21 protein-coding genes and 1 tRNA gene are annotated in these 25198 nt (G+C 69.8%); 10 read left to right on the top strand and 12 right to left on the bottom strand.

The features are described from left to right. The first annotated feature begins 10 nt into the window (after nucleotides 1–10). The 7 genes from ACFVFH_RS29805 (at nucleotide 11) to ACFVFH_RS29775 (ending at nucleotide 6225) form a co-directional block, all read left to right on the top strand. Nucleotides 11–658: an ABC transporter permease gene (locus tag ACFVFH_RS29805; RefSeq protein ID WP_383774246.1), complete on the top strand. Its 648-nt coding sequence runs from the start codon at nucleotides 11–13 to the stop codon at nucleotides 656–658. After that, nucleotides 651–1922 carry an ABC transporter ATP-binding protein gene (locus ACFVFH_RS29800; RefSeq protein ID WP_383774244.1) on the top strand — a complete coding sequence of 424 codons (1272 nt, stop codon included), beginning with the start codon at nucleotides 651–653 and terminating at the stop codon, nucleotides 1920–1922. The genes ACFVFH_RS29805 and ACFVFH_RS29800 overlap by 8 nt, the downstream gene beginning before the upstream one ends. Beyond that, nucleotides 1919–2818: an ABC transporter permease gene (locus tag ACFVFH_RS29795; RefSeq protein WP_383774242.1), complete on the top strand. Its 900-nt coding sequence runs from the start codon at nucleotides 1919–1921 to the stop codon at nucleotides 2816–2818. The genes ACFVFH_RS29800 and ACFVFH_RS29795 overlap by 4 nt, the downstream gene beginning before the upstream one ends. Next, nucleotides 2818–3798 carry a glycine betaine ABC transporter substrate-binding protein gene (locus ACFVFH_RS29790; RefSeq protein ID WP_383774240.1) on the top strand — a complete coding sequence of 327 codons (981 nt, stop codon included), beginning with the start codon at nucleotides 2818–2820 and terminating at the stop codon, nucleotides 3796–3798. The genes ACFVFH_RS29795 and ACFVFH_RS29790 overlap by 1 nt, the downstream gene beginning before the upstream one ends. A 161-nt stretch (nucleotides 3799–3959) precedes the next feature. Further along, nucleotides 3960–4568: a helix-turn-helix domain-containing protein gene (locus tag ACFVFH_RS29785; protein ID WP_383774238.1), complete on the top strand. Its 609-nt coding sequence runs from the start codon at nucleotides 3960–3962 to the stop codon at nucleotides 4566–4568. A gap of 77 nt (nucleotides 4569–4645) precedes the next feature. Then, a complete protein-coding gene (locus ACFVFH_RS29780) occupies nucleotides 4646–4849 on the top strand; it encodes a hypothetical protein (RefSeq protein WP_383774236.1) in 204 nt (67 codons plus the stop codon). Next, nucleotides 4846–6225: an MFS transporter gene (locus ACFVFH_RS29775; protein ID WP_383774234.1), complete on the top strand. Its 1380-nt coding sequence runs from the start codon at nucleotides 4846–4848 to the stop codon at nucleotides 6223–6225. Before ACFVFH_RS29780 ends, ACFVFH_RS29775 begins: the two co-directional genes overlap by 4 nt. 78 nt (nucleotides 6226–6303) lie before the next feature. On the opposite strand, the gene ACFVFH_RS29770 is transcribed toward ACFVFH_RS29775, so the two are convergent. From ACFVFH_RS29770 to ACFVFH_RS29760, 3 genes are all read right to left on the bottom strand, one after another. Next, a complete protein-coding gene (locus ACFVFH_RS29770) occupies nucleotides 6304–7092 on the bottom strand; it encodes a S16 family serine protease (protein WP_383774232.1) in 789 nt (262 codons plus the stop codon). A gap of 208 nt (nucleotides 7093–7300) precedes the next feature. Then, on the bottom strand, nucleotides 7301–7942 hold the full coding sequence (locus ACFVFH_RS29765; protein ID WP_093540576.1) for an IclR family transcriptional regulator: 642 nt from the start codon (nucleotides 7940–7942) through the stop codon (nucleotides 7301–7303). A gap of 334 nt (nucleotides 7943–8276) precedes the next feature. Continuing rightward, entirely contained in the window at nucleotides 8277–10274 is a 1998-nt protein-coding gene (locus ACFVFH_RS29760) for a hypothetical protein (protein WP_383774230.1), read from the bottom strand. A 139-nt stretch (nucleotides 10275–10413) separates the two neighbouring features. Between ACFVFH_RS29760 and ACFVFH_RS29755 the strand changes: the two genes are divergently transcribed. After that, entirely contained in the window at nucleotides 10414–10686 is a 273-nt protein-coding gene (locus ACFVFH_RS29755) for a hypothetical protein (RefSeq protein ID WP_383774228.1), read from the top strand. Here ACFVFH_RS29755 and ACFVFH_RS29750 read toward each other — a convergent pair. Next, nucleotides 10653–12266: a WxL domain-containing protein gene (locus ACFVFH_RS29750; protein WP_383774226.1), complete on the bottom strand. Its 1614-nt coding sequence runs from the start codon at nucleotides 12264–12266 to the stop codon at nucleotides 10653–10655. The genes ACFVFH_RS29755 and ACFVFH_RS29750 overlap by 34 nt on opposite strands. A 302-nt stretch (nucleotides 12267–12568) precedes the next feature. Between ACFVFH_RS29750 and ACFVFH_RS29745 the strand changes: the two genes are divergently transcribed. Next, nucleotides 12569–13099, top strand: a complete 531-nt coding sequence (locus ACFVFH_RS29745; RefSeq protein WP_383774224.1) for a hypothetical protein — start codon at nucleotides 12569–12571, stop codon at nucleotides 13097–13099. Nucleotides 13100–13232: 133 nt separating this feature from the next. Here ACFVFH_RS29745 and ACFVFH_RS29740 read toward each other — a convergent pair whose 3' ends face one another. Together ACFVFH_RS29740 and ACFVFH_RS29735 are read right to left on the bottom strand one after the other, a co-directional pair. Further along, complete coding sequence (locus ACFVFH_RS29740) at nucleotides 13233–15014, bottom strand: DEAD/DEAH box helicase (protein ID WP_383774222.1); 1782 nt, start codon at nucleotides 15012–15014, stop codon at nucleotides 13233–13235. A gap of 254 nt (nucleotides 15015–15268) precedes the next feature. Continuing rightward, on the bottom strand, nucleotides 15269–16735 hold the full coding sequence (locus tag ACFVFH_RS29735) for an MFS transporter (protein ID WP_383774220.1): 1467 nt from the start codon (nucleotides 16733–16735) through the stop codon (nucleotides 15269–15271). A 195-nt stretch (nucleotides 16736–16930) separates the two neighbouring features. Here ACFVFH_RS29735 and ACFVFH_RS29730 point away from each other — a divergent pair. Further along, nucleotides 16931–17002: transfer RNA gene (locus tag ACFVFH_RS29730), tRNA-Cys, on the top strand. Nucleotides 17003–17251: 249 nt separating this feature from the next. On the opposite strand, the gene ACFVFH_RS29725 is transcribed toward ACFVFH_RS29730, so the two are convergent. The 6 genes from ACFVFH_RS29725 to ACFVFH_RS29700 form a co-directional block, all read right to left on the bottom strand. After that, nucleotides 17252–17956 (bottom strand): hypothetical protein, encoded by a 705-nt coding sequence (locus tag ACFVFH_RS29725; protein ID WP_383774218.1) that lies wholly within the window; start codon nucleotides 17954–17956, stop codon nucleotides 17252–17254. Beyond that, nucleotides 17953–19065 (bottom strand): hypothetical protein, encoded by a 1113-nt coding sequence (locus ACFVFH_RS29720; RefSeq protein ID WP_383774216.1) that lies wholly within the window; start codon nucleotides 19063–19065, stop codon nucleotides 17953–17955. Before ACFVFH_RS29720 ends, ACFVFH_RS29725 begins: the two co-directional genes overlap by 4 nt. A gap of 66 nt (nucleotides 19066–19131) precedes the next feature. Next, nucleotides 19132–21402 (bottom strand): hypothetical protein, encoded by a 2271-nt coding sequence (locus ACFVFH_RS29715; protein WP_383774214.1) that lies wholly within the window; start codon nucleotides 21400–21402, stop codon nucleotides 19132–19134. A gap of 48 nt (nucleotides 21403–21450) precedes the next feature. Continuing rightward, on the bottom strand, nucleotides 21451–21876 hold the full coding sequence (locus tag ACFVFH_RS29710) for a hypothetical protein (protein ID WP_383774212.1): 426 nt from the start codon (nucleotides 21874–21876) through the stop codon (nucleotides 21451–21453). A 461-nt stretch (nucleotides 21877–22337) separates the two neighbouring features. Beyond that, complete coding sequence (mycP, locus tag ACFVFH_RS29705; RefSeq protein ID WP_383774210.1) at nucleotides 22338–23735, bottom strand: type VII secretion-associated serine protease mycosin; 1398 nt, start codon at nucleotides 23733–23735, stop codon at nucleotides 22338–22340. 27 nt (nucleotides 23736–23762) lie between these two features. After that, entirely contained in the window at nucleotides 23763–25193 is a 1431-nt protein-coding gene (locus ACFVFH_RS29700; protein ID WP_383774208.1) for a hypothetical protein, read from the bottom strand. Nucleotides 25194–25198 lie beyond the last annotated feature (5 nt).

The raw sequence follows: 25198 nt of genomic DNA, 5'->3' as shown, positions 1-25198 counted from the left end.
GGAGTGACGCGTGAGCTTCTGGGAGTACCTGGGCAACCGGCACCAACAGCTGCTCACCGACGCGTACCAGCACGTCAGCGCCGTGTTCCAGTGCATGGTCATCGCCACCGTGCTGGGCATCCTGATCGGGATCGTCACCTACCGCAGCGGCTGGGCGGGTTCACTGGCCATCACCTCGACGGCGACGATCCTCACCATCCCCTCCCTCGCCGCGATCGGTCTGCTCATCCCGCTCGTCGGGCTCGGTGTGGCGCCCACGGTGATCACCCTGACGCTGTACGGGCTGCTGCCCATCGTCCGCAACGCCATCGTGGGACTGCGCGGTGTCGATCCGGCGCTGGTCGACGCGGCGAAGGGGATCGGGATGTCGCGGCTGGCCCGGCTGTGCCGGGTGGAACTGCCGCTCGCCTGGCCGCCGATCCTCACCGGCATCCGGGTCTCCACCCAGATGCTGATGGGCATCGCCGCCATCGCCGCGTACGCCTCGGGGCCCGGCCTGGGCAACGAGATCTTCCGCGGCATCGCCTCGCTGGGCAGTGCCAACGCGCTCAATCAGGTCCTCGCGGGCACGCTCGGCATCGTCGTCCTCGCCCTGCTCTTCGACGCCGCGTACGTACTGCTCGGGCGGCTCACCATTCCAAGGGGGATTCGTGTCTGAGACCGCCACCGGGAGCACGGCCGCCGACGGGGCCGCCGACCAGCGGACCACGTCCGGCGCCACCATCCAGCTGGAGGACCTGACCAAGCACTACCCGGGCAATCCGAACCCGGCGGTGGACAGCGTCTCGATGGACATCAAGGCGGGCGAGACGGTGATCTTCGTCGGCCCGTCGGGCTGCGGGAAGTCCACCACCCTGAAGATGATCAACCGGCTGATCGAGCCGACGTCCGGGCGGATCAGGATCGGCGACGAGGACGTCACCGACATCGACCCCGTGAGGCTGCGCCGCAAGATCGGGTACGCGATCCAGTCGTCCGGGCTCTTCCCGCACATGACGGTCGCCGAGAACATCGGCCTGGTGCCGAAGATGGTCGGCTGGTCGAAGTCGAAGGTGAAGGACCGGGTCGAGGAGATGCTCGATCTGGTGGGGCTCGACCCGAGGGAGTTCCACGGGCGCTATCCCCGCGCGCTCTCCGGCGGTCAGCAGCAGCGGGTGGGCGTGGCGCGGGCGCTGGCGGCCGATCCGCCGGTGCTGCTGATGGACGAGCCCTTCGGCGCGGTCGACCCGATCACCCGTGACCATCTCCAGGACGAGCTGATCCGGCTCCAGCACGAGCTGCACAAGACGATCGTCTTCGTCACCCACGACTTCGACGAGGCGATCAAGCTGGGCGACCGGATCGCCGTGCTGCGGGAGCGTTCGCACATCGCGCAGTTCGACACCCCGGAGGCGATCCTCACCAATCCGACGGACGACTTCGTCTCGGGTTTCGTCGGCGCCGGTGCGGCGCTGAAGCGGCTCAACCTCACCCGCGTACGGGATGTGGAGATGGCCGCGTTCCCGACGGTGACGGTCGACGACCCGCTCCAGTCGATCTTCAACAAGCTGCGCAGCGGGCCGCACAACGAACTGCTGATGCTGGACCGCAGGAGCCGCCCGTACAAATGGCTGCGGCGCGGCGATCTGATGCGGGCCCGGGGTTCGCTGGCGCGGGCCGGGCAGCTGGTCCACGACACGGTGACGCGGGACGCGACGCTGCACGACGCGCTGGAGGCGGTGCTGACCGACAGCGGCGGGCGGGTCGCGGTGACCGGGCGGCGCGGCGAGTTCATCGGGGTCGTCGACATGCAGACCCTGATGAACTCCGTCCATGAACTGCTGGAGGCCGACCGGCTGGCCGCCATCGAGCACCAGCACGATCTGGAGGAGCTGCGCAGCCATCAGACCGAGGCGGAGCTGGAGGGCGGTGCGGGCGCATGACTCCCCCCTCGTCGCGCAACCCCGAGTCCTCCCGCCGGACGCGCTCCGCCGCTGCCGTGCCCTCCTCCGACAAGGACCGCCCGCCCGGCGAGCACGACGTCAAGGGCCATGCCTTCCGGGACGAGGAGGAGGAGCCCGCGCCGCCGCCGACCGGTCCGCCACGCCGGTTCACCTGGCGCAAGCTGGTGGTGATGCCCCTGGTGCTCGTGGTGGTGCTGGCCCTCACCTATCTGTGGATCACCAATATCCACCTGGACTCGATCGCACGGAACGCGCTCACCGGCGGCAATGTGCAGCTGCGCTGGTGGCAGCATGTGCGGCTGACCGCGATCTCGACGTTCTGGGTGCTGATCATCGCGATTCCGCTGGGCATCGCGCTGACCCGGCGCGGGCTGAGCAAGGGGGCCCCGGTGGTCACGGCGGTCGCCAACATCGGGCAGGCGACCCCGGCGATCGGTCTGCTGGCGCTGCTGGTGATCTGGCTGGGCATCGGGCCGTCGACGGCGATCATCGGCATGGTGATCTACGCGGTGCTGCCGGTCTTCTCCAACACGGTGGCCGGTCTCCGGGCGATCGAGCCGAATCTGGTCGAGGCCTCGCGGGGCATCGGCATGTCGGCGACGGGGACGCTCACCAAGGTCGAACTGCCGCTCGCCGTACCGCTGATCCTGGCCGGTGTGCGCACGGCGCTGGTGCTCAACGTCGGCACGGCGACCCTGGCCACCTTCGTCGGCGGCGGCGGCCTCGGCGACCTGATCACCTCGGGCATCCAGACCCAGCGGATGCCGGTCCTGGTGCTCGGTTCCGTACTGACGGTGGTGCTGGCGCTGCTGGTGGACTGGCTGGCCTCCCTGGTCGAGGTGGCGCTGACACCGCGCGGACTGGAGGTGGGGTGATGGGTCCGCGGAACGTACGCGCCGCCCTGGCGGGGGCGGTGGTGCTGGCCCTGGCGCTCTCCGGGTGCGGGCTGAAGAGCGGCTCGCCGATGGTGGACGACGTGGAGCCGGGCTCGGTCGGCCGGGGGAAGCCGCTGCACGGCGCCTCGCTGACCGTCACCTCGAAGAACTTCAGCGAGAACATCATCCTGGGCCAGATGATCGGCCTGGTGTTCAAGGCGGCCGGCGCGGAGGTCCTGGACCGGACCAACCTGCCCGGCTCGATCAGCGCCCGCGAGGCGATCGTCAAGGGCGACGCGGACGCGATGTACGAGTACACCGGCACCGGCTGGATCACCTATCTGGGCCACGCGAAGCCGATCCCCGACCCGATCGAGCAGTGGAAGGCGGTCCGCGACCAGGACCGCAGGACGGGGGTGACCTGGCTGCCGCCGTCCACGCTCAACAACACCTACGCACTCGCCATCAGCCGGAAGAACAACGCGAAGTACCACCTGCGGACGCTCTCCGACGTGGCGGCGCTGGCGAAGAAGAACCCGTCCGCGGTGACGATCTGCGTGGAGAACGAGTTCGCCTCGCGCGACGACGGACTGCCGGGCATGGAGAAGGCCTACGGGATGTCGCTGCCGGCCTCCAACATCAAGAAGATGGACGCCGGGATCATCTACACCCAGGTCTCGAAGTCCGACTCCTGCCTGCTGGGCGAGGTGTTCACCACGGACGGCCGGATCAAGGCGATGAACCTCGACGTGCTCGTGGACAACAAGCACTTCTTCCCCAACTACAACGCGGCGCCGGTCATCCACACCAAGACCTTCGAGAAGTACCCGCAGATCGCCGCGCTGCTCGACCCGGTCAGCAAGAAGCTGACCACCGAGGTCGCCCAGGTGCTCAACGCCAAGGTGGACGTGGACGGGCAGGACCCGCACGAGGTGGCGAAGGCATGGCTGATCCAGGAGGGGTTCATCAAACAGGGCTGAACGGGACGGCAGGCTGGACTGGACCGTACGGCACGAAGGGCTGAAACAGCCTGCCTCCGCCGCGCTCCCTCGTGCCCCTCCCACCCCGGTCGCACCACTCGCAAAGATTTCGTTGCAAAGAACCTGTTGCAAAGAGAGCTTTGCAACTCTACGGTTACCCCATGCCCGCACCAGAGGACGGCGCCCAGCGCCCCGTCGAACCCGAGAACCTCCACAAGGTCGATGCCCGCACCCTGCGCGGGCTGGCCCACCCCCTGCGGCTGCGCCTGCTGGCCACCCTGCGGGAGTACGGCCCCGCCACCGCCTCCGGTCTCGCCGACCGGCTCGGCGAGTCCAGCGGCTCCACCAGCTACCACCTCAGGCAGCTGGCGGCCTACGGCTTCGTCGAGGACGCCCCGGAGCGCGGCAAGGGCCGCGAGCGCTGGTGGCAGGCCGCGCACCGCGGCACCATCTTCGACAGCAGCAGGTTCCTGAGCCACCCGGACCCCGAGGTGCGCGGCGCGGTCGATCTCGTGCTCCACGAGCTCGCCACCACCCACTCCCAGGAGCTGAACACCTGGATCGGCACCATGCGCGAATGGCCCGAGGAGTGGCGCGAGGGCTGGGACATCAGCGACTTCAAGGTGCGCCTCACCCCGGATCTCGCCGAGGAACTGATCCACAAGGTCCACGACCTCATCGAGAGCTACCGGGGCCGCGTCCCGGAAGGCACCGAGGGATCGGCGAACGTCCGCAGCCATGTGCACTTCTTCCCGCGCCCCGCGGAGTGACCAGCCCCGCGGAGTGACCAGCCCGCGGCTCGTCGCGCCCGCGCGGGCGAGCCCCTCCTGACCGGAAGGACACCGTCATGCACTCCGACACCCATCTGCTGCTGCACCGCCTGCGCTCCGCCGAACTGCGGCGCCGGGCAACCGGATTCGGCCCGCCGCCGACCCCCTCCGGCGCCGGGCTGCGCACCCGGCTCGGCTGGGCCCTCGTCGGACTGGGGCTGCGCATCCTGCCCCGCCACCCCCGCCCCCGCCGCGCCCCCTTCCTGGCCGGTACGGCGTGACCGGCCGGGGGGACCGGAGCCGTATCCCGCTGATCGCCGTACTGTGCGCCAACTCCATCTCCACGGCCGGTACTTCACTCACCCTCATCGGGGTGCCGTGGTTCGTCCTGGAGACCACGGGAAGTGCCGGCCGGGCCGGGGTCGTCGCGTTCTGCGCGACCCTGCCGATCGTCGTCTCCGCCCTGATCGGCGGTCCCGTCATCGACCGGATCGGACGGCGCCGGGTCTCCGTCGCCTCCGACCTGGTGTGCGGCCTCGCCGTCGCCGCCATCCCGCTGCTGCACTACGCGGACGCGCTCGCGTTCTGGATGCTGTGCGCGCTGATGGCGGTCGGCGGGCTCCTGCACACCCCGGGCAACACCGCGCGCTACGTACTCGTCCCGGATCTCGCCGAGCACGCCGGCACCACCCTCGCCCGCGCCGCCAGCCTCTTCGACGCCGTCTCGCGCGGCGCCCGGATGGCCGGGGCGGCGCTGGCCGGTGTGCTGATCGCGCTCGTCGGCGCGGAGAACGTACTGCTGCTGGACGCGGCGACGTTCCTGACGTCCGCGCTACTGATCGCGGCGGGCCTACGGGGAGTGCGCGCGGCCGAGCCCCGCAAGGCCGAGGCGCCCGTCTCGCTGCGGGCGTACCGCACCGAACTGCGCGAGGGCTTCGCCTACTTGCTGGGCAACCGGCTGCTGCTGGCGGTCGTGGTGATGGTCCTGTTCATGAACGGCACCGACCAGGGCTGGTACGCCGTCCTGCTGCCGGTGCACGCCGCCGCCGAACTGGGCGGGGCCGGGGACATCGGGCTGCTCACCGCACTGTTCGGCGCGGGCGGGCTGACCGGGGCACTGCTGTACGGAGCGGTCGGGCACCGCTTCTCGCGGCGGGCCGTGTTCACGGTGTGCGTGGTGCTGTGCGGCGCGCCCAGATACGTGGTCGCGGCGCTGACCGGGACGACACTGCCGCTCGCCGTGACCATGGTGCTGAGCGGCCTCGCGGGCGGTGTGCTGAACCCGATCCTGACAACGGTGATCTACGGAACGGTCCCCGACGAGCTGCGCAGCCGGGTCTCCGGGGTCCTCACGGCGGGCGGCGAACTGGCCATGCCGGTGGGCGGTCTCGCGGCCGGTCTGCTGGTGGAGAGCGCGGGGGTGCGGGGTGCGCTGCTGGCGATGGGCGGGGTGTACCTGCTGGCCACGCTGAGCCCGCTGGTGTTCCCGGCGTGGCGCACGATGGACGGGGCGGTACCGGTCACCGGGGCGGGATCGCCGACCGGGGCGGCGCCTGCCGGGGCGGGGCCTACCGGGGCGGGGCGGGCGGAAGCCGTGCCGGTGTCGGCCGGGGAGGTGTCCGTACCCTCGCCGGCCGGAGAGGTGTCCGTACCGTGACCGGCCGAGGGATGTCCGTACCTTCGTCCGTACCGTGACCGGTCGCGGACGGTCCCGTACCGCCGTCGGCCGGGGAGGTCAGCAGCTCGGGACCTTGTGTCCCTGCTCCAGTGCCCGCAGCGAGGACACCGCGTTCTTCAGCGTCGTGACCGGGATCAGCCGCAGCCCCTTGGGGAGCTCGGCGCCCGCCTCCCGGCACTCCGCCTTCGGCACGAGGAAGACGGTCGCCCCGTCACGGCGTGCGGCCTGGGTCTTCAACGAGACCCCGCCGACCGCACCGACCTCGCCGTTCGCCTCGATGGTGCCGGTGCCCGCGATGGTGCGGCCGCCGGTGAGATCGCCCCCGGAGCCGTTGCCGTCGAGCTTGTCGACGATGCCGAGCGCGAAGAACAGTCCGGCGCTGGGACCGCCCACGTCGGCGAGGTGCAGGGTCACATCGACCGAACCGGGCTTCTTCCCGAGGTAGTTCAGGGCGGCCTCGACCGCCGAGTCCTGCGACTTCACCATGTCGTCGAGGTTGTGCTTCTCGATCTCTTTCTCGGAGCCGCCGGTCGGGTAGACGGAGTCACGGGGCAGGACCGCCCGGTCCGTACGGAACCAGCTGTCGAGCACATCGCCGATGCCGACATCGGCGGTCGGCCCGGTCGCCACGATCGTGGTCATCCGCAACTGACCCTCGGTGGGGCGGGTCGGCGTCCCCTTGATGCTGATCACGGGCGTGCCGTGATCGTCCCCGAGCACGTTCGCGGTCGTGCCGGGCTGCGCCAGGGTGAACGGCAGCGGCGCGAAGGCGGCCACCCCGAACAGGGCGAGGACGGGCAGGGCGCACAGGGCGAGGGCACGGGGGCGCGTGAGACGAGTGAGCACCCGCCCAATCTAACCGGCCCCGGCCTCCTGACGCCCCGCCCCCGGCGACGCCGGGCCCGCACCGCCCGTGAGGGGCCCCGGCGGCGCGAGGGTCCCCGGCCGACCCTTCGGTCCCGCCCTGCCCGACCTTCGGTCCCGCCCTGCCCGACCCTTCGGTCCCGCGCTACCGGACCCTTCGGTCCCGCCCTGCCCGACCTTCGGTCCCGCGCTACCGGAGCGCGTCCGCGACCTCGCGGGCCGCGTCCACCACGCGGGGGCCGACGCGCTCGGGCACGGAGTCCGCGAGCATCACGACACCCACGCTGCCCTCCACCCCGGTCACACCCACCAGCGCCGCCGCGGCCCCGCTCGCCCCGGCCTCCAGCTCGCCGTGGGTGAGGGTGAAGGCGGTCTCGCCGACCGGCTTGCGGCGGGCGGCGAGGATCGCCCGTCCGGCGGCGCCCCGGTCCAGCGGATGGCGGAAACCCGCCCTGTAGGCGACGTGGTAGTCCGTCCAGGTCGGCTCGACGACCGCGACGGCCAGCGCGTCGCTGCCATCGACCAGCGTGAGGTGGGCGGTGGCCCCGATGTCCTCCGCGAGCGACCGCAGCGCGGGCAGCGCGGCCTCCCGTACGAGCGGATGCACCTGGCGGCCCAGACGCAGCACACCCAGGCCCACCCTGGCGCGGCCGCCCAAGTCGCGTCGGACCAGGGCATGTTGCTCCAGGGTGGCGAGCAGCCGATAGACCACCGTGCGGTTGACCCCGAGTTTGTTGGACAACTCGGTGACGGTCAGGCCGTGGTCGGTGTCGGCAAGCAGTTTGAGGACCCTCAGGCCCCGGTCGAGCGTCTGGGAGGTTTCCGCGGTCACGACGCCCTCTCCTCTTTGATGAGCGGCAGCGGCTGGTCCCACGGAATGTGCGCCGCCGGTCCCAGCGGCGACGCACGGAGAGGCCGCCGGCCTAACCAGGCACCGGCTGCGCCCCGGGGCGGCTCTGCCACGGGGCGTTCATTTTTTGGACAGTAGCGAGCGAGTCCGCTCAGCGGAAGGGCTCGTCCAGAATCCGGGCGTTGTCCGGAGCGAGGTTGTCTTGAAGCAGCATAAGTGCCGGTCAGCGCGGCGTCGGCCGAAGCCTGGAGGTCTACGCGCGTCCAGGTCGGCCGACGCCTTCACGGGTGCCTGACGCACCGGAAGTGAACTTTCGTTAACTCACGGTGAAGGACTGTTGCACAATTTTTCCGTTCACGAGCACCTCGCAGGCGCGAATCGACTTCGTCGCCGGGTCGCGGACGGTGAACTGAAGGGCGAAGGTGCCGTCGAGTCCGATGATCCGGGTGACGTACGGATCGGCGGTCTGCTTCCCGTCGGCGGTGCGGCCGGTCACCGAGACCGTGGCGACCGGGGCGAAGCCGCGCCCGGTCACCTGGACCGCCGTGCCGACGGGCCCCTCGGGCGGCGAGAGCGCGAAGGACGGTCCGGCGGGCACGGTCCCGCCCTGGACGGTGAACGCCGCCGTCTCGGTACGGGGGTTGACGAGGACCTCCCGGACCCGGATGGCGACGGTGTCGGCGGCGTTGACCGTGAACGTCTGCGAGAACGCCCCGTCGAGCCCCACCACCTTGGTCTTCGCCGCATCGGACGTCTGCGAGCCGTCGGCCCGCAGCCCGACGATGGACACGGTCGCCACCTTCGCGAAGCCCTGGCCGACGACGGTGACGGCGGTGCCCTTGGGGCCGGACGGCGGGCTGAGCACGATGTAGGACGGGGCGACGGTCAGCGGGGTGAGGGCCTGCGCTCCCCCGGCGGTGACCTGGAGCGCGTACTCGGCACGCGGGGTGGATCCGGCGACGGTGACCGTGCCGGCGAGCGTTCCGTCGGCGCCGATCCGGAGGGTGGACCCGCTGATCCGTGAGCTGTCGCAGGGGCCGCCGCCCGCTTGGCAGAGCGTGGCGGTGGGCGTGGTGCCGGTCGGCCAGTCGCCGCCGGAGAGGGCGATCGTCCCGCCCGGCTTGACCTTCGCCGCGCCCGCGGAGAGCGTCGCGGAGGCCTCGGTCACGGTGAACGGTGTGGTCAGTACGGTGGCCGGATCGTTGCCCTCGTCGACCTGGATCGAGGCGATGGCCGGGTCGGAGACGGTGAACTCGGCGCTGAACGTACCGTCGGGGGTGCTCTTCACATAGACGGCGGTGTCGTCGAGGGTGGCCCCGCTCGCGTCCAGGGCGACGGTGTTGATCCACCGGTCCTGGAAGTAGTTGCTGCCGGTGACCTCGATGACGCTGCCGAGCGGAGCCCCGGCGCGGGAGAGCGCGATGGCGCGCGGCCCGGTGGGGACGAACGCCTTGACGGTCAGGGGCGCGGTCGCCTCCTTCGTACCGTCGCCGACCTTCACCAGGTACGAGCCGTCGGGCACGGTGCCCGCGGCGGCGAGCACCGCGCTGCCGGTCAGCTCCCCCGAACCGTCGATCGCGAGTGTGCCGGAGACGAACTTCCCGGGGTCGCAGCCACCGCCGTCCGCCGCGCACAGCGACGGTACGGGAGTGGCACCCGCCGTCCACAGGCTGCCGGACAGGGCGACGGAGGTGGACGGCCGGACGGCGGTGGCGGGCGCGGTCAGGGTGGCCGGGTGGCCCGCGGTGCCCTCGGCGGTGACCGTGCCGATGGAGCCGCCGCCGCTCACCACGTCGCACGGGGTCTCGTAGGTGGAGCCGAGCACCTTCGTACGCGTCAGATTGCGCACCGGGGTGAAGGAGATCGGTCCGCTCGCGTTGGCGGGGATGATGAAGTCCCCTTCGTACGGCGGTATTTCGATGGGCTTGCCGGACGGGATGTCCAGGTTGATCTGGGGGCCGGTCACGGTGACCGTGCCGGTGGCGCCGCCGGACATCGCGAAGTCGATGCTGGGGGTGGTGGGTACGTCGCTCAGGCTGAGGCCGCTGGTGGCGGGGGACGGACCGAGGCTGACCTTGGCATGGACCTTGCCGCCCGGGTCGACGATGCCCGGCGAGAGCTCGACGCTCATCTGCTGCGGACCGGTCGCCTGCCCCTGTCCGGCGGGCAGGGAGCAGTGGACGGTGGGGGTGACGGTGGCGGCCGCGGCGGCGGGCGCGAGTGCGACGGTGCCGCCGGTCCAGACGAGCACGGCCCCGGCGGTGAGGGCCACGGCACGGCGGAACCCCGTACCCGCTCTCTCGGTTCTTCCCACGGTTCTTCTCGGTGGTCGGACGGACATGCGGCTCCTCCATAGGTGTCGCCCGCGGTCGAGGCGCGGCCGCGGGACTGCGCGATCCGGAATGGCGACGCCCGCCCGCTCCGGTGCGATACGGAGCGGGCGGGCGCCCCCGGTGCTGTTCGTCTCGGTGCTGTTCGGCCCGGTGCTGTTCAGCCCGATGCTGTTCAGCCCGATGCTGTTCGTCCCGGTGCTGTTCAGCCCGGTGCTGTTCGTCTCGATGCTGTTCGGCCCGGTGCTGTTCGTCTCGGTGCTCGGAGAGACAGGGACACGCGCGGAGTATGGTGCGCGCGCCCGGGACGGACGGTGTGTTCCCGCAGCCGGGCGTGCATGCCCGGAGACGGATGTGCGTGCTCAGAGAAGCGTGAGCGTGAGCGTGGCGCTGTAGTCCCCGGGCCGGGTGGTTCCGGGGACCGTGAGGGTGAGATCGGCGTCGGCGTCGAACCGTCCGCCGGTGAAGGGGCGGGAGCCGTCCGGGTCCATCCGGCAGAGGCTCGCCGCCTCGCTCCCGAGCGCGGCGGGCGACCCGGCGACCGGTACGCCCACGCTGCCGCTCTGCGCCGTGCATTCGGGGGTCCACCGGACGGCACCGGCCGGGATGGTGCCGCCGTCGGTGCTGGTGAATCCGGTGAGGGTGGCGGTCAGGGACCAGCCGCTGTCGACGCCGCGGGCGTCCTCCACCTCGACCCGGTTGAGCCGGGAGCGCTGCACACCGCTGCCGGTGCCCAGGACGGTGGTGCCGAAGTCGACCGTGTCGCCGTCCTGGACCATGGACAGCGTCCCGGCCCTGACCGTGGTGTTCAGCTTCTGGTCGGCGCTCCCGCCGCCTCCCCCGTCCGTGGAGACGGTGAACGGGGCGGTCCGTACGGTCGCCGGGTCGTTGCCCTCGTCGGCCTGGACGGCGACGACGGCGTCGGAGATCACGGTGAACTCCACGGCGAAGGTGCCGTCCGGGGCGCTCTTGACGTAGACCGCGCTGTCGTCGAGCCCGGTGCCCGTCGCGTCGAGGCCGATGATGTTGATCCAGCGGTCCGGGTTGTAGTTCTTGCCGCTGACCGTGATCACACTGCCGACCGGGCCGCTGCTCCGCGACAACGAGATCTCCCGGTCCCCGGCGGCAACGGCCTTGACGGTGAGCGGCGCCGTGGCCTCCTTCGTGCCGTCGTTGACCTTCACCTCGTACGCCCCGTCCGGCACCGCGCCGGCCTCCGCGAGGGTGGCCGTGCCGTGCAGCGCCCCGCCGCCGTCGATGGTGAGGTCATGGCTCTTGAACTTCAGCGGATCGCAGCCACCACCGCCCACCGCACAGAGCGAGGGCACCGGCGCACCGCCCGGCGTCCAGCCCGAACCGCCGAGCGCTACGGCGGTGTTGGGCCGTACGGGGTCGGCGGGCGCGCTCAGGGTGGCGGGCTCGGAGCCGGTCCCCTCCGCCGTGACGGTACCGACGGAACCACCGCCGCCGACGACATCGCACGGCGTCTCGAAGACCGACCCGAGCACCTTGGTCTGCGTCAGTGTGCGGACCGGGGCGAACGAGATGTCCCCGGAGGCGTTCGCGGGCACCAGGAAGTCGCCCTCGTACGGCGGGAGTTCGATGGGCTTCCCGGCCGGGATGTCCATGGTGATCTCGGCCCCCCGCACCGTGACGGTGCCGCTCGCCCCGCCGGACATGGCGAGGTCGAGGCTGGGAATGGTCGGTACGTTCTCCAGCGCGAGGGCGCTGGTGGCGGGGGACGGACCGAGCGTCACCTTCGCGTGCACCTTGCCGCCCGGGGCGACGACCGCGGGCGACAGCTCGACGGTCATCTCCTGCGGCCCGGTCGTCTCGCCCTGGCCCGCGGGCAGGATGCAGTGGACGTCCGGGGCGACCGTACCGGCGCCCCCCGCGGCGGCCCGGGGCGCGGCCTGGGCGGTGGCCCCGGCGCAGCTCAGCGACATCGCGAAGCAGACAGCGAGCAGACCGGTCACGCCGGGTCTTCGTCGTCGTATCACCAGACACCCCTCCATGGCCCATTGATTGCGCACATTGAGGAGGCCGGGTGCACAGAAGTCAAGAGAGAACCGATTGATCCTTGTCCGGAGAGTGATCGTCACCTGAAATACCCGGAAAGCATTTCCGCGGGCATTTCAAGTGCCCTTGTCGACATCTCTTGACTTCTCCGGGGGCCGCCGTTTCACTGCACCCGACATGCCGGGCCCGGCACGCAGATCCACTTCTCCAGTCCTTCGGTGAATCTGCGGAATTCAGAACCGGAAGGAGTTCCCCCGTCATGTCATCGAATCGAAGACGTGTACCGCTCGTGCTGGCCGCGGCCTGTTCCGTGGCCGGTGCCCTCGCCCTGGCTCCGGCGGCCCATGCGGTGACCCCGCTCACCGCGACGGCCACGTACGACTGCGGGTCCTGGGGCAGCGGTCTCGCCACGCTGACCGCCACCGACTCGGGCACGTCCAAGTCCATCAAGATCACGTCCACCGCGATCACCATGCCGGCCGGCACCAGTGCCGACCCGAACAGCATCACGACGACGCTGAAGCTCACCAAGACCTCGGGCGGCGTCACCAGTCAGGTGCAGTTCTCCGGCAAGGCCAACCCCGGCCTGAGCGGCGGGAACCCCATCACCCTGGGCCCGCTGAAGCTCACCTCCGGCACCCTGGCGGCGGGCGACAGCACGAACTCCACGGTGCTGGCCTCTCCGCCGAGCGCCACCAACTGGTCACTGCAGATCGTGGCCTCGTCCCCGACGTCGGCCACGGTTCCGTGTGTGGCCACGGCGAACCAGTCGGCACCGTTCGTCTGGTAGCCGCGCCGTTCGTCTGGTAGCGGCGCCACCCTCATCCGCACGCACGCACGCGCAGCCGCAACGCCCGCACGAAACCGGCCCGGGGCGGGGACCACGGTCCCCGCCCCGGGCCGGCACCGGCACTCCCGACACCTCACGTCATCCGGGTGGCCCACTCCTGGACCTTCTGGATCCGCTGCTGGATCTGCCCGGCCGTGGCCTCCGCGCTCGGCGGCCCGCCGCACACCCGCCGCAGCTCGGTGTGGATCACCCCGTGCGGCTTGCCGCTCTGGTGCGTGTACGCCGACACCATCGTGTTGAGCTGCTTGCGCAGCCCGAGCAGCTGCTTGTGGGTGACCACCGGCCGCGCCTCGGCCGGCTTCTCCAGCAGATCGGCCTCCTCGGCCGGCCGCTGGCGGCTGTGCGCGATCTGCCGGGACTGCCGCTTCTGGAGGAGCAGCTGCACCTGGTCGGGTTCCAGGAGCCCCGGAATCCCCAGATAGTCCTGTTCCTCCTCGCTGCCGGGGTGCGCCTGCATGCCGAATTCGGCACCGTCGTACAGCACCCGGTCGAAGACCGCGTCGGATTCGAGGGCCTCGAAGGGCAGCTGCTCCTCGGTCTCCTCGTCCTCCAGCTTCTCGGCGTCGGCGAGGAGCTTGTCCTCCTCCGCGAACGGGTTCTCCTCGTCGCTGCCCTTCTTGGGCTTGTCGAGGACGTGGTCCCGCTCGACCTCCATCTCGTTGGCGAAGTCGAGCAGCATCGGAATGGTCGGTACGAAGACCGAGGCGGTCTCGCCGCGCCTGCGCGAGCGCACGAAGCGCCCGACGGCCTGGGCGAAGAAGAGCGGGGTCGAGATGGTGGTGGCGTACACGCCCACGGCGAGGCGGGGCACGTCGACGCCCTCCGACACCATGCGGACCGCGACCATCCAGCGGGAGTCGTCCGCGCTGAACTGGTCGATCTTCTTCGAGGCGGCTTTCTCGTCGGAGAGGACCACGGTGGCCTTCTCGCCGGTCACCCGCTTGAGGATCTTGGCGTACTCGCGCGCCGACTCCTGGTCGGTGGCGATGACCAGCCCGCCCGCGTCCGGGATGCCCTTGCGGACCTCGGTCAGCCGCTTGTCGGCGGCGCTCAGCACATTGGGGATCCACTCGCCGGTGGGCGAGAGGGCGGTGCGCCAGGCCTGCCCGATGGCGTCCTTGGTCATCGGCTCGCCGAGCCGGGCGGCGATCTCGTCACCGGCCTTGGTGCGCCAGCGCATGTTGCCGCTGTAGCTGAGGAAGATCACGGGCCGGACGACGCCGTCGGCCAGCGCGTTGCCGTAGCCGTAGGTGTAGTCGGCCGAGGAACGCCGGATTCCGTCGTTGCCCTCCTCGTACACGACGAAGGGGATCGGGTTGGTGTCCGAGCGGAACGGCGTACCGGTCAGAGCGAGCCGCCGGGTGGCCGGGTCGAAGGCCTCCTGGCACGCCTCGCCCCAGGACTTCGAGTCACCGGCGTGGTGGATCTCGTCGAGGATGACGAGGGTCTTGCGCTGCTCGCAGCGGTTGCGGTGCAGCATCGGCCGGACGCCGACGCCCGCGTAGGTGACCGCGACGCCGTCGTACTCCTTGCTCAGCGGACCCGCGCTGTAGTCGGGGTCGAGCTTGATGCCTATCCGGGCCGCTGCCTCGGCCCACTGCTTCTTCAGGTGCTCGGTCGGCGCGACGACGGTGATCTGCTGCACGACGTGGTGGTGCAGCAGCCATGACGCGAGGGTCAGCGCGAAGGTGGTCTTCCCCGCGCCGGGGGTGGCGACCGCGAGGAAGTCGCGCGGCTGCTCCTGGATGTACTTCTCCATGGCGCCCTGCTGCCAGGCTCGCAGCTTGCCGGCCGTGCCCCAGGGGGCGCGGCCGGGGAAGGCGGGTGAGAGGTGGTGGGAGGCGGTAGTAGTCACGGTCTCCGGTTCGGGTCTCTCGGGTACGTGGGGCGCTGTCCGTACGGCCGGGACGGACCCGCCCGCGATACGACAACCGGGCCACCCTACCGGGGGGCGGCGCGGGGACCACCTCGAACTGCGCCGCCCCGCACCGAATTGCGATGGCTCTCACACGCGTTCGCCGACCGGCGCGCGCAGCCCCGGGAATCGGCTTTCGCCACGTCCGTCCCGCCCGTGACCACCGCGCCGACCAGGCGCCGCGGCCTTGCCGATCAGGTCCGGGTACGCACCCGGGCCGCCACCCACGCCCCGACCAGCGCGACCCCCGCCATCGGCAGGAAGACCACCGCGAACGCCCCCGGATGGGACCCGGTGGCCGCGGTCTCCGCCGCCTCGTGCACGGCCCCGACCATGCCGCCGCCGAGCGCCGCGAAGGCCGCTCCGCCCGCGGCGAGCAGCAGCACGTTCGACAGCCCGTCGGAGATCTGGAGGGCGGCCGAGTTCGCCCCGGCCTCCTCCGGTGCCGACAGCTTCAGCAGCAGCACGCTCGTCGACGCGATCACCACGCCCATGCCGAAGCACCCGAAGGCCCAGGCCACGGCGACGGTCCAGACCGGCACCGAGTCGATCAGCACGGAGGGCGCGGCCGCGATCGCCGCGGCGACCAGCACCATGCTGCCGACCATCAGACTCTCCCGGTGCGGTTCGAGGCGCGGCCGGGACTGTACGTACGAACCGAGCGCCCAGGTCACGCCGCCGGCCGCGAGCGAGAACCCGGCCATCGTCGGGCTGAGCCCGCGCTGGGTCACCAGCATCAGCGGTACGAACGACTCGGCGGCGATGAACGACCCGGCCGCCACCCCGCGCAGCAGCACCACCGCAGGCAGCCCGCGCGCCGCCCGCGCCGTCCCCGGGGGCAGCAGTCCGCGCACGGCCGGGACGAGCAGCCCGAAGCCGACGGCCGCCGGGAGCAGAGCGAGCCAGTTCAGCTCCTGCCCGGCGTACTGGAGCAGCGCCGCCCCCAGCGAGATCCCCAGGGCGAGCCGGATGCGCCGCCGGTCGTACGGCTCCACGGGCGCCCCGGGGTCGGCCGGGCCGGATGCCCGCCGCCGGATCTGGGGCAGCGCGAGCGCCAGCGGGAACACCACGAGGACGGGGATGCCGATGAAGACCCAGCGCCACCCCAGGTGCTCGGTCACGCTCCCGGCGGCGAGCGGCCCGACGACCGAGGGGACCACCCAGCTCGCGGCGAAGGCGGCCAGGATCGACGGCTGGAGCCGCTTCGGGTAGGCCCGGCTGATCACCACGTACAACGCCACGATCACCAGCCCGCCGCCGAGCCCTTGGACGGCCCGGCCCGCGACGAAGACCCACATGGTCCCGGCGGTCCCGCAGAGCAGCAGCCCCGCCGCGAACGCGCTGATGCCCGCGGCGAGCGGCCCCAGCGGGCCGCGCCGGTCCGCCCACTGCCCGGAGAGCACCATGGCGAAGAGGCTGGTGGTGAAGTACGCGGAGAACGCGAACGCGTACAGCGGAATGCCGTGCAGTTCCCGCGCGGCGACCGGCATCGCGGTCCCCACGGCGGTCGCCTCGAAGGCGATCAGGAATACGACGGAGACGATGCCGACACTCAGCGCCCGGTAGGTCCGCCCGAGCACCCCTCCGGTTTCGGCGGCGACAGGAGCCTCTGCGGCAAGCGGCGGAGCATCGATGTCGTCACGCGGTTCCAGGGCACTCATGAGCCCAAGAGTAAGGGGCAAGATCTCATATGAACCCTGTCGCGAGACGGTCCACCGGTCGTCCATTGGTCGTAGGACCACGCCGCCGATCCCTGACGCCGATCGTGAACGCCGTATGGCAGTCGTATTGCGCCCCGCCCCATTCCCTTGAGCGGTGAGGCCCCCGGCCCTACGTTCGAACCACGAGGAACACACGGCCGTGTGCCCGAGTGGTTCAGGGGCTCGACTGCAACTCGAGTTACACCGGTTCGAATCCGGTCACGGCCTCCGAGCAGGCGAATCGGCTGCCCCACACCATCCGGAATGGCTGCCCCCGCGACAAAGGGGCAGCCATTTCCGCACGCCAGGCAATCCCTCTGTCTTCCCCACCCGATTCACCCCCCACTCAATTCACCCTCCCCACCCGCTTTCCCGACCTCACCCCGCTCCACGGTCCACCCGGCCCCGTAACCGCTCTTGCCCCGCCCGGCCTCGCGCTCGGCAACGGCTCGCGGGCCGGGATCGAGCACAGGGCCGTCAGCTGCCGGTCCTGGCGCGGAACGCGTCCATGGTCATGGTCTTGTCCGCGCCCGGGAGTGTGATGGTCTTCTTCTTGCCGAAGTCCACGTAGGTCGTACTGCTGGTGCGGCCGTCGCGGGTCGATTTCAGCTTCAGCAGATACGCCGGGCCCTTGGCACTGACGTAGTAGGTGTCCGTGGCCGATGCGGATGCGGACACCTTGACCGCACGGGCCGGCGTGCCGTTCACCGTGGTGTCGTCGGACGGGGCATAGCTCCCGGTGGGGGACAGAGCGAAGTACGCGTCGCAGCCCTGCCCCGACTTCGTGGTCACATACACGTCGTCCAGACCGGCGGGGACGGTGATCACCTGGCCCTGCTGCTTCAGGCTCTCGGCGAACAGGCTGGAGCTGATGTAGGTCACACCGTCCCGGCAGTACATGTTCCCGCCGATGGTGCCGCTGACCTCGATACGGAGACCCTGCTGCGGGTTCCACGTCATGCTCTGGAGGGCCCCGTCGTACACGGTCGAGGTCCCGACCGCGCTGAACGCCGTGGTGCGCATCGTCTTGTTCACGGCCTCGATGCGCGCGGCGGCCGAACCGCCGGTCGTGTCATCTGCGGCAGCCGAAGTGGGCTTCTCGTCTTCGGAGTTGTCACTACAGGCAACCGCCCCCACCAGGAGCAGGGCAGCCACGGCTGCGGCACGCGAAGGAGAGGTCATGAACGGTCCTTCTGCTGGGGGAGGGTGACGCGAGGGCATGAGTGGGCGGCGGCCGTCGCGTCGAGGAAGTTCTGGAACATGGCCCTCTCGACCCTCATGTCCGCGATCCCGTCGTGCCTGGTGCTGTCGTGCAGGGCCTTGTCGTACGCGACGTTCCGCTTCGCGGCGAAGTGCACATCACCACGGCCACAGTGCAGAACGGCCTCGTCGATCCCGGCAACCCCCTTGTCGCCGGGGAGAGTTTCCAAGCCGTACATGTCCTTCTTGGCCACTTCGACGAAATTCTTGTCCGACGTCGCGGCAAAGGACATGGCCGCCTTGGCCGAGCCCGCCAGGCTCAGGTCACACGCCCACGTGTCGGCACTTCCCTCGTTCACCTGCTCCAGGTCCGGTTCGGCGCGGGTGACGAGCACGGCCGCCTTCGGCAGCGTGAAGCCCCGCACTCCACACACGTTCTGGACATCCGTCGTCCGTGAGGCGGACGGCGCTGCGAGATCAGGGGCGGCCGAGAGCGCCGACGTACTGCAACCGGCCTTCTCGGCGACCTGCCGGGCCGAGCGGATCAGCAGCCGGGCCAGACCGGCCGGGTCCGCCGCCCCCTTCTCCACCTTGGCCTCCACAGTCGCCACCGCGCCGTCCTCGAAACGGACGACCCCCTTGCCCTGTAGGGCGCCGCCCTTGTCCCAGCAGGATTTCGGCAGAACGACGTACCCGCCGTCCTGCGCCACGGCACCAGTCACCCCACCCCTGAAATAGGACCGGGCGCCAGGGTTCTTCCAGACATGGGTCGTGAAGGGGAACGCCCCCTTCTCGATTTTCGTCCCGACCGTCACCTGCTGATCGTCGCTTCCGACGAAACGACTGGTGCGCTCGACCGTGCATTCGAACTCGGCTCGCTGCGGATCGACTTGTGCGTACACCTGCGACACACGGCCGGTGGAGTCCAGAGCGGCCCGCACCTCCCCGCTTCCCATGCGGCCGCCGCAGAACGAGTCCGCGCCGAAAAGGTTCGTGTTCCACCAGCAGTACAAGGAGAGGAGCGTGGCCACCACAACCAAGGCGACCGACGCCACGATTACCGGCTTCTTCTTCCGCGTCTGGGTCATCATGGTGCTGCTTGCGATTCCTTGCGTCGGCGTCGGGTCGTACGGGGATCGGCGTTCCACGTGCGGTGATCAGGTACGGGACCGCAGGGCCTCGTACGCCGTCTCGCGCCCGCCCATGTAGCCCTGCTGGGCCTCCCTGGCCGCAGCGCCACTGGTGGCGGAGTCCATGTGGCGTTCCTTGCCCCACTTTTCGAAGTAGGCGTCGAGATTGTCCTGGGCGGCTTCGTTGCCCCGGCCCAGCTCCTCCTTGGACAGTGAGCCCTCCTCCGCCTGGACCCCGGCAAGCCATTGGTTGAGGCCGATGTCCACGAGGCGCTGGGCGCCGTCGCCGATGACGGGGATGCCCGTGATCAGGCCGCCGCCGACGTGGTACCCGTAGAACCGGGTGTCTGCGGCATGACTGGTCCTGGCGTCGTGGACGTCCATCTTCACGTCACCGCCGACCGCGTTGAGCGCGCCGGTGACCTCGCCGACCTTGTGGGCCTCGTTTTCGGCAGCCGTCACATTCGGGATGTCCTTGCCCATCAATTCCGCGGACATATAGCCCTGTTGGGCCTGGTAAATGCGCTCGAAGTTACTGACGTCGTCGGCTTCGGAGACGCCACGCATCATGCGGAGCATGCTGCCGCGACTGTTCTGGATCTGCGAGTCGTCGCCATGTTCGTAGATGTCTGCCTTACCGGCCCGGCCGCCAGGCGCATCGCCGTCGATGATGTCGACGGCGTCCGGCGAGTAGTCGGCAAGGGCCTGGGACAGGGGATCGCGCAGGGCCGAGTAGTCGTCCTTGGCCAGCACCTCGTCGGCCCTGCCGACCCGCATGTGCTGGGGATCCTCGCTGTACTTGCCGTCAGCGTCGCCGTAGTCGATGAGGTTGATCGTGTCGTGCATGACGCGGGTCTGCGCGGCAGTGTGCCGGCCCAGCTCGTCGCCTTCTCCGCCCGGCACGAGGCCGGTGGCACCCGCCGACAGGGCGAGGCCGAGACCGGCGCGTACGTCCGTGTCGAACGTGTCCCTGCCGGTCACCTCGGCCTTGCCGGCCCAGTGCGAGGTGTCGACGTGGTCCCAGTCCCGCTCCTTGAGCAGGTACTCAAGGCTGTCGTTCTTCCCGTCCGGGCCCGGGTCCAGGTAGCTCGTGGACGTGGTCGGGTCCTTGGACATGATGCCGAGGACGCCGTCGAGCGGGTCGTTGGCGAACCATCCGTCGTTCTTGCCGCTGAAGTCACCTCGCAGATCCCAGATGTCGGGGTCTCCGCCCTGTTTCTTGTCTTCGGCGGCCCGGATATCGGTGGCCATGTCCTTGAGGAACTGCCCCGAGTAGCCGTCGCCCTGCTCCATCAGCGTCACGAGGCTCTGGTAGCCGCGCGCCTGCTGCCCGTGCCCGGTGCCGAGTGCGATCTTGTCACCGGTGACGTCCAGGTCGTACTTCTGGACACCGGCCTTCTGCAGGTCGGCACGGAACTTCTTGTAGAACGACGAGTCGGTGTCCTTCGTCGCCAGGGACAGGGAAGCGGCCAGGTCATCCTGGAATGCCGCGTATGTCCCCTTGTCCTTGCCGCCGTGACTGAGGTCGCTGAGCTTGTTGGTGAACCTGATGGTCCCCGACGCCCCCAGGCTGTCCAGGAACATCTGGTTGAATTCCTTGCTCCTGCCGTTGTCGCGGAAGACGCGCTGCGCCTCCTTGATCTCCTGCGGAGTGGCGTCGCCGGAGTTGATGCGGGTGGCGATGTCGGCGAGCTCGTCGGCTTCGTACTTCTCGATGTCACCGCTGGGTTTGCCGTTGAAGCCGTTCATGGTGCCGTCGGTGACATCCGAGTCGAGCACGACCCCCTTGAAGGCGATCTCGACCCCCTTGTCCGCGTCGTTGACGACCTCGACCGCGCTGTCGATGCGCTCCTGCCAGGAGCCGACCGCCTTCTGCACGCTCTGCTGGTAGTCGGGGTCGTGGTGGAGCGCGTTGCGGCTGCCCTCGGTCAGCTTCTCGTAGTCGTACGTGACCACCCCCTGGTCCGAGACCCTCATCCCGGCCTTGACCGCCTCGTCCCGGGCGGCCGTCAACTTGCCTTTGAGGTCGACGTACTGGCTGTGGGCGTCACGCAGAAGCGAGGCGATGGCTTTCGCCTCGGCCTGCGCGGACCGGAACTCACGCAGCGTGATGTCGAACCGCCTGTTGGCCGCTTCGGCACTCAGTCCCTGCCAGTCGGGGCCTGTCGAGATGCCGTGCACATCCCGCTTGTACGCGACCTCTTGGCCATGGAACTCCTTGGCCATGCCGTCCCAGTCGGTGGCGGCTGTGGTGAGCGCGCCGAGATCCGTCGTCATGATCTCGTGGTACGTAGGCATCTCTGTCCCCGTGGAGTGCGTGTGTACGTGAGGTTGTGTGGCACCCGGTCAGAACCCGTCGAAGACGGACGGCGAACGCACACTCCGCACACTCGATCGGATGTCGAAGTCAGTGTTCGTCAGCAGGATGTTGGTGCTGCGCAGAGATTTTTTCTCCGAACCGAGCCGGTTCATCAGCGCGTGCACCTGCTCGCCCCACTCCTTGTGCGCCTTCTTCAGCGCGGACGACATGAGCCAGCCGTGCCCGTCCTTGGCGTCGAATGCCTTCACCACCTCGGACGTGCCCTCGTCCGCGTGGTGGCCGGCCTTCTTCGTATCCGGCTCGATGTGGTCCTCGATGGCCTTCGCGGCGGCCTTCTTCTCCGCGGGTGTCGAAACCAGGTTCTGCTGCCCGCCGCCGGAACCGCCGCCCTGGTCAGGGGCGTTCTGGTTGAGGCGCATGCCTATCTCGTGCCCGGGCTCATCGGCTGACATGGTTGTTTCCTCCCCCTCCGCCACATGACACATGAACGTCAGCAGCGTTCGATCAACCTATCAACCCGAAATGGCTGTCGAAATGGAGACAGCGCAAGGGGGTGCGTCCACATCGGAACCGTTGTGCCTGGTGGGCGGGGACCAAGGCGCGGCTGCGCTCTGCCGCAAGACGTCCAAGGCGTCCAAGGCGGCGAACACGCCTGTGGCTCGGCTCACTTGATGCAGTCGGTGTCGATGAGGACCCAGCGAATGTCGAGCGCCCAAACTTGATCTCGCAGAGACGCGGCCTGCCTGCCTTCGCCATATTCAAGATTCAACCGGATCCTGACGCCGAGAACCCCGTGGAAGAGGGCGTTCGCGGAGGCGAGGACGGAAGGAGTGTGACCGCGCCGGCACGGTCCTGTCCCGTCGTCGATAGCGGTGTGGCAGGTCGGCTCCCTGGTATGAACCGGTCGGGCGCGTCACTGCGGGCGGGAGCTGGAGCCGGGGGGATCGGTCGGAGGAGGCGCATAGGCCGGGTGCGTGGGCTGCTGGTGAGGCTGTGGTTGCTGGTACGGGTTGGGGTACGGGGGCTGGTGCGGGTACGCGGGTGGGGCTGCTGTGGCGGCGGACTTGCGGCGACGGTTGCGAAGGACCAGGCCCGCCGCCGCTGCGCCGATGAGCGCGAGCGCGCCGATGCCCAGACCGATCCAGAGGCCTGTGTTGTTGTTGCCGCCGCTGTCTTCGGAGGTGGCACCGGGGGCCGCCGCGGCCGGCTTGTCGGCGTTCTCCGAATCCCCGGTCGCGTTGGAGGGCTCGGGGGAGGCGCTGGGGCTCTGATGCTCGGCCGCCGCGAGATCGGGGAGGGGGTACACATCGGGCGGGCCGGGGTCGCCTGGGGTCTTGAGGGCGATGCGGGGGCGGACGATGCCGTATCCGACGTAGTTGTTGCGCTTGGCACCGCTGGTTGGGGCTCCGGCCGTGTTCAGCATGACGCGCAGAACCTGGTTGTTTGTCCAGTCAGGGTGCTTGGCCCAGATGAGGGCTGCGGAGGCAGAGGCGATCGCGGTGGCGTCACTGGTTCCGCTCGTCTTACACAACTGGGTGCCACCCTTACAGGGATGGACCATGTCGATTCCCGGTGCCGTAAGGTCCACCTGTGGGCCGTGCTGGGACTCGTCCGTCTTCTTCGAGTCGTGGCCAATGGCTCCCACACCGACGACTCCGGGCGTCCCAGCCGGATATTCGAGCAGGTTGGCTCCATCACCGCTGTTGCCGACTGCCGCAAACACCAACGAACCACTGTCCAGCGCATATTTCACCGCGTCTGTGAGCGCCTGCGAGCCTTCCTGCACGCCCAGGGAAATGTTGATGACTTTTGCGCCGCGCTCCACCGCATACCGAATCGCCACGGGGGCAGTTCGATTGAACTCTGCATCCCCTTCGGCCTGGGTTGCCCCGACGCCCGAATCGGGCATGCGGATCGGGAGGATTCTCGCTCCTGGCGCAAGACCGAAGGCACCGTTTCCCCCGTTGCTCCGGCCCGTCCCCGCGATCAGGCCGGCCATGCTCGTACCGTGTCCGTCGTAGTCGGTGTGCTCGTCGCCCGAAGCGTCCGGCTCCAAATTCCTTCCTTTGAGAACCTTTCCCACCAGGTCTGGATTCGCCGGGTCCACTCCAGTATCGATCACAGCAACGACAACGCCCTTGCCCGTACTCGTCTGCCACATCTCGTCTGCTTTCATGGCGTCGAGATGCCACTGCATGGAACGCGTCGAGTCGGCAGACGCAGGCACAGCAGAACCACCTACCAGGAGCAGGCCCAGCGCAGCAGCCGACGCGGCTCGCCGTCGTGTCAGTCCTTCGCTCCTGATGCGCATCCGAGTCCTTCGTGAGTTCACTGTTGATCAGTCGATGACCGGCGGCACGACGCGTCGGCCGCCCTGCTGCCAGGTCTCGTCGTCTTCGACCAGGTAGTCCGGCCGCTCGCCGTTCTCATCTCGCCCTGTCGAGCGCCGCCCCGGGCCACTACGCGTCGGGCCTCCCGCGGCGGCGCCCCTCACCAGGCCGGATCCTCCGGGAGTGAATGGGCGTGCGGGCCCGAGCCCCTGTGGTTGGCGGCCGCCAACCACGCCGCCCGGCTCCCCGGCCAGTCGGCGGCTGCTGCCGCCTGTGATCGGGGAGACTCCGGAACCGACGCCGCCCCCCACGCTCGGCGTACGCCCGATGGCCGCTGTGCCGCGAGGGGTCTCGTTGCCGATGACCGTTCCACGGGGGATCCCCACAGCCGAGCGTCCTGGCTCCGGGGGTACGAGGCGGCCTCCGGTGACCCCGTTGGGCCCGGCGGCACGGCCCAGCGGCCCGGGACCCGGCGGAGTCACTCCCGGAGCGGAGACCGGCGGACGCGGCAGACCAGTCCTACCGGCGCCCCCACTGGTGGTGCGCGGTACGGAAGGGCCGCCATGAGGTGCGAGCGGAATGATGCCTGACGTCGGCGAGGGATTGTCGGGCCGAGGGCCGGTTGGCGGCCCTGCTGGATTCGCGACCGGTGAAGGCTGCGTGTCCGGCAGCGCGGTCAGCCCGTCGATCCCCATGTCCACCGACCTGGAGGCAGAAGGCGAGATCATGTGTGGAGTGGCAGACGCGCTCCCGGCAGACGCGGGCGCCTCCGCCGTGGCCTCGGCGCGGTGTCCCGATGCACTGGGGAATGCCTCGCCAGTGGAGGCAGAGGCGGGCGCCGTCCCCGGCGAAACCTGTCCAGCCTGTCGCCCATCGCGCGTATCGGCACCTTGCAGCGCGATCGCCTTTGGCATCACCGGAAACACCGGCTTCTCCAGGGATGTCATCTGCGACGACGCGAACATGTACGTCTGCGACAGCCTCCGCATCTGTGCGGCCGCCTCTTCGCGATTCCTCTTCCCGGACTCGATCAGCGTCTCCGCAGACCTCTTCGCCACGTCCGAGGCATCCGGATCGTTCCGGGCGGCGAGAGCCGCCTCCAGGTTTGCCCGCGCACCCGCCTCGGTCCGAGGAATCGACGCCTGCACGGATGCGATCGCGTTCGACGCCTCATCGAGCCACTTGGACGCGCCCGCGCTGTAATCCCCCAAGCGCAGCGTCGCATTGGCCAGATCTGCACTCCATGAACGAAATGCATCGGCCCCCTGCCCCTTCCACTCCACCCACTGCGGGCGGATCTTCAGGTCCTCTGCGATCTTGCGGATCTCCGTTGCCGCGGTCAGGAGACGATCCGCCGCGCCTTGGATCTCGCCGCTCCTGGCCGTGTCCAGCCACTCCAGCATTTGCTCATGGCTCATGTTGTCGAAGGTCGGGCTCACGACGC

This window comes from Streptomyces sp. NPDC057697 (assembly GCF_042799335.1).
Classification (GTDB): Bacteria; Actinomycetota; Actinomycetes; order Streptomycetales; family Streptomycetaceae; genus Streptomyces.
This window is presented reverse-complemented; position numbering and strand designations above follow the sequence as displayed.